Origin of the sequence: Oerskovia sp. NPDC060338 (genome assembly GCF_042726295.1) — a bacterium.
Classification (GTDB): Bacteria; Actinomycetota; Actinomycetes; order Actinomycetales; family Cellulomonadaceae; genus Oerskovia; species Oerskovia merdavium.
Window position 1 is genome coordinate 131449 of record NZ_JBHXCQ010000008.1, and the last position, 6642, is coordinate 138090.

Genomic DNA, 6642 nt, shown 5'->3' on the forward strand with positions numbered 1-6642 from the left:
AGATGAGCGACACCGACCTGACCGCGCTGGCCGAGGGGCTGCGCGCCGCCGCCGGCGCCTACTACGACACCGACGAGCTCAGGATGTCGGATGCCGAGTACGACTCGGGCATCGAGCAGCTGCGCATCGCCGTGGCCGCCGACCCCTCGCTCGCGGGGCAGTTCGCGGACCTGCTCGACGCCGTGGCCGCAGGCCAGTCCGCGGGAGGCGACGTCGAGCACCCCACGATGATGGGCTCGCTCGACAAGGCTCCCACGCTCGACGCGCTCGACGCCCTGGTGCTCGCGATCGACGGCCCCGTCGTGGTCGAGCCCAAGCTGGACGGGCTCGCGATCCGGGCGGTCTACCGCGCCGGACGCCTCGACCTGGTCGCCACGCGCGGCGACGGACGCACCGGCGAGGACGTGACCGAGCGGGTCCGACGGCTCGAGATCGACGGGCTGCCCGCGCGGCTCGTGGGAGCGGACCTCTCGGTCGAGGTGCGGGGCGAGGTGTTCATGGCCGACGCCCGGTTCCCAGCGGCGCAGACAGCCCGGGCCGCGCTGGGCGGGGCGCCGTTCGTCAACCCGCGCAACGCCGCCGCGGGCATCCTGCGCAAGGGCGACGCGGCGTACGCGGGTCTCCTGACGTTCGCGGCCTACGACGTGGTGCCCGTGGACGACTCTCCGGCGATCGTGGCCGACCCGTCGTACAGCGCCCGGCTCACGGTGGTCGAGCAGGCCGGGGTCGGCACGGCCCGTGCGCTGGCCCCGTGGCTCGCGGGCGGCGAGCCCGTGGTCCTGACCGGGGAGCCGGGCACGGTCGCGGTGCGCTCGGCCGTGGGCGCGCTCGCCGAGCGTCGCCCCGACCTCGGGTTCCCCATCGACGGGATCGTCGTCAAGGCGGACCTCGACACCGACCGTGCACGGCTCGGTTCCGGGTCGCGCACCCCGCGGTGGTCGGTCGCGTACAAGTACGAGGCCGAGACCGCCGTGACCCGGGTCGTGGCGGTCACGACCGGGGTCGGTCGCACGGGGCGTCTCGCGATCCGCGTCGAGGTCGAGCCCGTGTTCGTGGGCGGCACGACCATCACGTTCGCGACCGGGCACAACGCGACCTGGATGCTCGAGAAGGACGTGCGGGTCGGCGACACCGTGGTCGTCAAGCGCGCCAACGACGTGATCCCGTACATCGAGTCCGTGGTCCTGGACGAGCGCCCGGCCGACTCGACGCCCTGGACCCCGCCCGCGACCGACCCGAACGGCGGCGAGTGGGACAAGAGCACGCTGCTGTGGCGCTCGACCGACCCGAGCCTGTCGGTCGGTGCGACGATCCGGTACGCCGTGAGCCGTGACGCCCTGGACATCGAGGGCATCGGTACGGAGATCGTCGAGTCGCTCGTGGAGCAGGGCCTGGTCGCGGACGTGGCGGACCTCTTCTCGCTCGACGTCGAGACCCTCACGTCGCTACCGCTCGGCGAGGGCCGCATGCTCGGTGCCAAGAACGCCGTCAAGATCGCCGCGGAGATCGAGCGGGCCAAGGGGGCGGCCTGGAACCGGGTCATCACGGCGCTGGGCATCCGCATGACCGGGCGGACCATGGGACGACGCCTCGCGGCGGCCATCCCCACGCTCGACCTGCTGCGCGCCGCGACCGTCGAGGACCTGGCGGCCGTGGACGGGATCGGACCGATCCGGGCCGCAGCGATCCGTGAGGGGCTCGACGACCTCGAGACCCGCGGGGTCCTCGCACGACTGGCCGCGGCCGGCGTCCACACGGGCACCGCGCCGGACCCGGAGGACACGGCGGCCCTGCCGCTCGCGGGCATGACCGTCGTGGTGTCGGGCTCCGTCCCCGGCTACTCGCGGACCACGGTCGCCGAGCTCGTCGAGGCCAACGGTGGCAAGGCATCCTCGTCGGTGTCCTCCGCGACGAGCCTGCTCGTCTCGGAGCCCTCGACCTCGAGCAAGTACGTCAAGGCCACGGACCTGGGCGTGCGCATCGTGACGCCCGCGGAGTTCCTGGCGATGGTCGGGTAGCGGCGTCTGCCGAGGAAGCCGGGCGACAGCCGAGGAGGTGCTCCCCGTCCCCTGCGCGGGCGGGCGGGTGCGCGCCGCCGTCGTTCGCCCGGCCCGATCCGGCCCCGCGCCCTAGGGTGGGAACGTGACCCGCCAGAGCGCGCCCGACGCCGTCGGCTCCGCGGTCCAGACCGCCGGACCGGCACGTCGTCGCGGCGCGAGCCACCGGGTCGTCGAGCTGGGGGACGGGTTCTTCTTCGTCTTCGCGGGCCTCGCGTCGGTGTGGCTCGCATGGCTCGTGCTCAGCGAGTCGATCCACATCGGCTGGCTCACGGTCCTCTACGTCGTCGGGGTGTGGCTCGTGATCGCCTACCTGGCGCTGCCGCGCCTGCACCGCATCCTCACGGCGCTCTACGTGCCCGAGTACTTCATCGGTCGCACGCGGACCGCGAACGGCCTGCTGGGCGATCCCGTCAACCTGGCCCTGCTGGGCGAGGAGGGCCAGGTGCGCGCCGCGATGGAGGCCGCGGGGTGGACCCTTGCGGACGACGTCACGCTGGCCTCGAGCGGACGCATCGTCGCGGCCACGCTGAGCCGCCGCAGCTACGACCAGGCTCCCGTGAGCCCGCTGTTCCTGTTCGGGCGCCAGCAGGACTTCGCCTACCAGCAGGAGGTCGAGGGCAACCCGTCGCGCCGCCACCACATCCGCTTCTGGCGGTGCCCGCCCGACTGGCCGCTGCCGGGGGGCCGCCGCGTCGACTGGCTCGCGGCCGGGACCTACGACCGGTCGGTGGGGTTCTCGCTCTTCACGCTCCAGGTCACGCACAAGATCGAGGCGGACACCGACCAGGAGCGCGACCACGTCGTGGCCACGCTCCGGGGCGCCGACGTCGGCGTCGAGGTGGAGGTCATCGAGGACTTCTCGACGGGATACCACGCGCGCAACGGCGGCGGCGACGCGATCAGGACCGACGGCGACCTCCCCGTCGTCGACGTCCGTGCCGTGGCTGCCCCGACCGGGCCGGTCGTGGACACCGCTGCGCAGAAGCCTCGCCGCCCGGCCGCGACGACGGCCGGCGCGCTGCTGGTCGTGCTCGGTGTGGTCGCGGACCTGATCTGGCTCGCGAACCTCGCTCTGCACTGGGACCAGACGCTGAGGTCGCTGTTCCTGGGCGGCGACGTGACCCAGCAGGACATCGACGAGGCGTCGGGCCCGCTGCTGGTCGCGGTCGTGGTGCTGCTCTCGCTCGTCGCCCTGTTCCAGCTCTTCCTGGCCTGGCGGGTCTTCAAGGGCCGGACGTGGGCGCGTGCCCTGGTCATGGTGCTGGCGGCGATCAGCACGACGTCCTCGTTCGTGGGCTGGGCCGTCTCCGGCGACCAGATCACGTTCCGCACGACCCTGCTGACCGTGGCGCTCGACATCCTGGTGCTGCTCACGCTCTCGAGCAAGGACGCCGCGGAGTACACCCGGGACGAGCGCGCCGAGCGTCGTCTCCGACGGGAGCGACGGCGCAGGCCCGAGGTGGCCACGGCCGGGTGACGGGCTGCGCCGCTGGCGCGTCGCGAGGCGACCGGGCGTCCTCGACGGAGGACCCGCGGATATCGTGGCCCGATGACATCGGTCAAGCAGTTCCAGGTCACCTTCGACTGCGCAGAACCCGAGCGCGTCGCCCTCTTCTGGTGCGAGGTGCTGGGGTACGTCGTCCCACCGCCGCCCGAGGGGTTCGCCACGTGGGAGGACTTCGCCGACACCCTGCCTCCTGCCGACCGAGGGGCCGCGTTCGTCTGCCAGGACCCCACGGGCGTCGGCCCACGCCTGTACTTCCAGCGCGTCCCGGAGAGCAAGGTCGTCAAGAACCGCGTGCACCTCGACGTGCGGGTCGGCACCGGGCTCGTGGGCGCCGAGCGCCTCGCCACGCTCGAGGCCGAGTGCGCGCGGCTGGTCGCGCTGGGCGCGACCCGGGTGCGCCTGCTCCCGGCCGACGACGACGAGGAGTCCTGCATCGTGATGCAGGACGTCGAGGGCAACGAGTTCTGCCTCGACTGAGCGTGCCGGCGCCGGGGCCGGGCGCCCATCAGACCTTCCGCTCCGCCGGTCGGAGATGGCGGGCACCCGGGAGGGACCGCTCACGAGGGCAGGCTAGCGAGGACTGCTGCTCGGCCAGGACTGGACGATGCTCCGCTCCGCCCCGTCGATCACCACCCGCGCCTGTGCGCCGTTGAGCAACGGCAGGTGCGGAGGTACATGGCCTATCTCCATGTCGAAGATGATGGGGACGTCGAGGTCAGCGAGGGCGTCGATGACGGCGTCGCGCTGCGACAGTCCACCGTCGGTGGTCCCTCCCGGAGCCCGTGTGCTGCCCACGAGTACTGCGGCTGCGCTCTCGAACCAGCCGGCGTACCGGAGCTGGTGGAGGTACCGACAGATGGTGAACGCAGATTCTTCGGCTGCTTCGAGGTAGACGAGGAGTGGTCCGAACCGGCGCCCGAACGCCCGGACGTCGCCATAAGGCGAGCCGGCGATCCCGGACAGCACCTCGATGCACCCTCCGATCAGCGTTCCCGTGACGTCCAGGGTGGGCGCGGAGCCGTACAGGTCCCAGCTGCTGGGCCTCTTGTCGAGCCACTCGGTCGCGGACGCGTCCGACAGCGGGCTCCAGCTCGCCGCGACCCCGCTGTCGGACTGCGTGACGCCGCCGTCGGACATCGCGAGGTCGAGCCAGTGAACGAGACCCGGGAGCGTCTCGTACGGTGTGTCGGCGAGGTTGTCGCCGTGCAGCGTCGCCAACCCGGACCGGAGCGTCAGCGGCACCATCCACGAACAGGAGTCTGAGTAGCCGACGACCCACGTCGGCTCTGCCTGCGCGATGGCCTCGTAGTCGAGCTGGTCGAGCAGGTCGAGCGCGGTCCCAGCACCGCCCCACGGCGGTACGACTGCACGAACCGCCGGGTCGGTGAGCATGCTGGTCAGCTCCGCGGCCCGCTGCGACTTCGGTGCGGAGACCCACCGGTCTGCGCTCATGCACTCACCCACGACCACCTCGAACCCTCGTGCCCGGAGCCAGCCGATCGAGTAGTCGATGCGCGATCGTCCGAGCTCGCCGACGCCGGCCGAGGGACTCGTCACCCCGATGCGGTCACCAAGGCGAAGGGCGTGGGAAGCGCAGAGTCATGCCGCCCAGGAGACCACGACTTCGTGACGGTGGTCCGTCGGCACACCGGATGCGGCACCGTTCGCTTTCGTCAGCACCCAAGCGCTTCAGTCGAAGTTCGGGTCGCCGTTGACGTTGAACGTCTCGGCGACCCACGGGAACACCCATGTGAAGAGCACGAGCACCACGGCCGCGACCAGGACCAGCGACTGGACGACCTTGGCGAAGCGGTTGCCCGGCAGGTGCCGGAAGATCCACCCGTACATCACTGCACTCCTGGGTCGTTGAGGACTTGCTCGGGCATGCCGTCGGCGCGGTCCATCCAGCCGACGAACTTCGCGTAGGTGATCCAGCGGTGGGAGTTGCCGAACTCTCCCAGGGTGGGCGAGTGGCACGTCGTGAGGGTCAGGAGCCGCTCGGTGGGCTCGACGCCGGGCTGGTTGGGCACTGGGGCGATGACGTCGACCTGGCTGGGCAGCACGATCTCGTGGCCCGTGACCTCGTACACGTACCAGGTGGTCGCGGTCTCGACGATGACCTGGTCGCCCTCGACGAGCTCGTTGACGAAGCGGAACGAGTTGCCGTACGTACGCCTGTGCCCGGCGAGCGCGAAGTTGCCGACCTCGCCGACCTGCTGGGTCTGCGTGTAGTGACCGGCGACGGCCTTGTTGAGCAGCGCGGTCGTGGTGCCCTGGACGATCGGCATGGTGTTGTCGGTCTTGCCGTACCAGGCGGGGACGACGAGCGCGCCGATGGTCTCGCCCTCGGCGACGGCCTCCGGGACGGGGGGAGCGTCGGTACGCAGCTCGCCCGCGACCTGAGGGGCTTCCGGAAGCGACTCCTGGAACTGCGTCATGATCGTCTGGGCGGCCTGGTTCGACTGGACCGTGGTCCACCACAGCTGCCACACGACGAACAGGCCGAAGATCACGCCGAGGGTGATCAGCAGCTCGCCCAGCACCCCGAAGGCCGCGGAGACCGCACCACCGCCGGAACCGCCTCGCGTTCGGTTGCTGGTGTGCCTCACAAGCCCTCTTCTCCGGTCGTGACCGCTGCGCGGATCGAGTCCACAGCCTAGTCGGTCCAGGCGGGCCGAGGCCCGTGCACGCAGGGTGGAAAAGGGCCGTCGTCGCAGGTGGTGGGGCCTGGTCGTGGTGGGCTCGAGACAGAACAGCGGAGCGGGCCCAGGTTTCCCTGGACCCGCTCCGCTGTTCGCTGTCTCAACGAGTGTCCGGAGGGGGACTTGAACCCCCACGCCCGATAAAGGGCACTAGCACCTCAAGCTAGCGCGTCTGCCATTCCGCCACCCGGACAGGTGTCTTGCTGTGTCCTGCTGCCGGTGTCGCCACCGGGTCCCGCACAACGAAGCGGACCGAGGTTTCCCTGGTCCGCTTCGCGGTTCGCTGTCTCAACGAGTGTCCGGAGGGGGACTTGAACCCCCACGCCCGATAAAGGGCACTAGCACCTCAAGCTAGCGCGTCTGCCATTCCGCC

6 protein-coding genes and 1 tRNA gene are annotated in these 6642 nt (G+C 71.2%); 3 read left to right on the forward strand and 4 right to left on the reverse strand.

All coding sequences use genetic code 11. The annotated features are described in order from the left end of the window. Positions 1-2 precede the first annotated feature (2 nt). The 3 genes from ligA to ACFWGN_RS11510 all read left to right on the forward strand — a co-directional run bounded on the left by ligA (position 3) and on the right by ACFWGN_RS11510 (position 4044). Positions 3-2018, forward strand: coding sequence for an NAD-dependent DNA ligase LigA (gene ligA / locus ACFWGN_RS11500; RefSeq protein ID WP_191804759.1), 2016 nt, complete (start codon positions 3-5; stop codon positions 2016-2018). Positions 2019-2142: 124 nt separating this feature from the next. Further along, a complete protein-coding gene (locus tag ACFWGN_RS11505) occupies positions 2143-3537 on the forward strand; it encodes an LssY C-terminal domain-containing protein (RefSeq protein WP_377616945.1) in 1395 nt (464 codons plus the stop codon). Between the two features lie 72 nt (positions 3538-3609). Beyond that, positions 3610-4044 carry a VOC family protein gene (locus ACFWGN_RS11510; RefSeq protein WP_191804761.1) on the forward strand — a complete coding sequence of 145 codons (435 nt, stop codon included), beginning with the start codon at positions 3610-3612 and terminating at the stop codon, positions 4042-4044. Positions 4045-4137: 93 nt separating this feature from the next. On the opposite strand, the gene ACFWGN_RS11515 is transcribed toward ACFWGN_RS11510, so the two are convergent. From ACFWGN_RS11515 to ACFWGN_RS11530, 4 genes are all read right to left on the reverse strand, one after another. Beyond that, positions 4138-5124 (reverse strand): S66 peptidase family protein, encoded by a 987-nt coding sequence (locus ACFWGN_RS11515; protein ID WP_377616946.1) that lies wholly within the window; start codon positions 5122-5124, stop codon positions 4138-4140. A 132-nt stretch (positions 5125-5256) separates the two neighbouring features. Next, positions 5257-5415, reverse strand: coding sequence for a hypothetical protein (locus tag ACFWGN_RS11520; protein WP_377616947.1), 159 nt, complete (start codon positions 5413-5415; stop codon positions 5257-5259). Then, positions 5415-6176, reverse strand: coding sequence for a class E sortase (locus tag ACFWGN_RS11525; protein ID WP_191804765.1), 762 nt, complete (start codon positions 6174-6176; stop codon positions 5415-5417). Before ACFWGN_RS11525 ends, ACFWGN_RS11520 begins: the two co-directional genes overlap by 1 nt. 201 nt (positions 6177-6377) lie before the next feature. Then, positions 6378-6462 (reverse strand) — tRNA-Leu (locus ACFWGN_RS11530). Between the last annotated feature and the right edge of the window lie 180 nt (positions 6463-6642).

What these genes read in the sequence shown, in the direction of transcription:
- ACFWGN_RS11510 (WP_191804761.1), top strand. Translation starts at nt 3,610, where the DNA reads ATGACATCGGTCAAGCAGTTCCAGGTCACCTTCGACTGCGCAGAACCC.
- ACFWGN_RS11520 (WP_377616947.1), bottom strand. Translation starts at nt 5,415, where the DNA reads ATGTACGGGTGGATCTTCCGGCACCTGCCGGGCAACCGCTTCGCCAAG.
- ligA (WP_191804759.1), top strand. Translation starts at nt 3, where the DNA reads ATGAGCGACACCGACCTGACCGCGCTGGCCGAGGGGCTGCGCGCCGCC.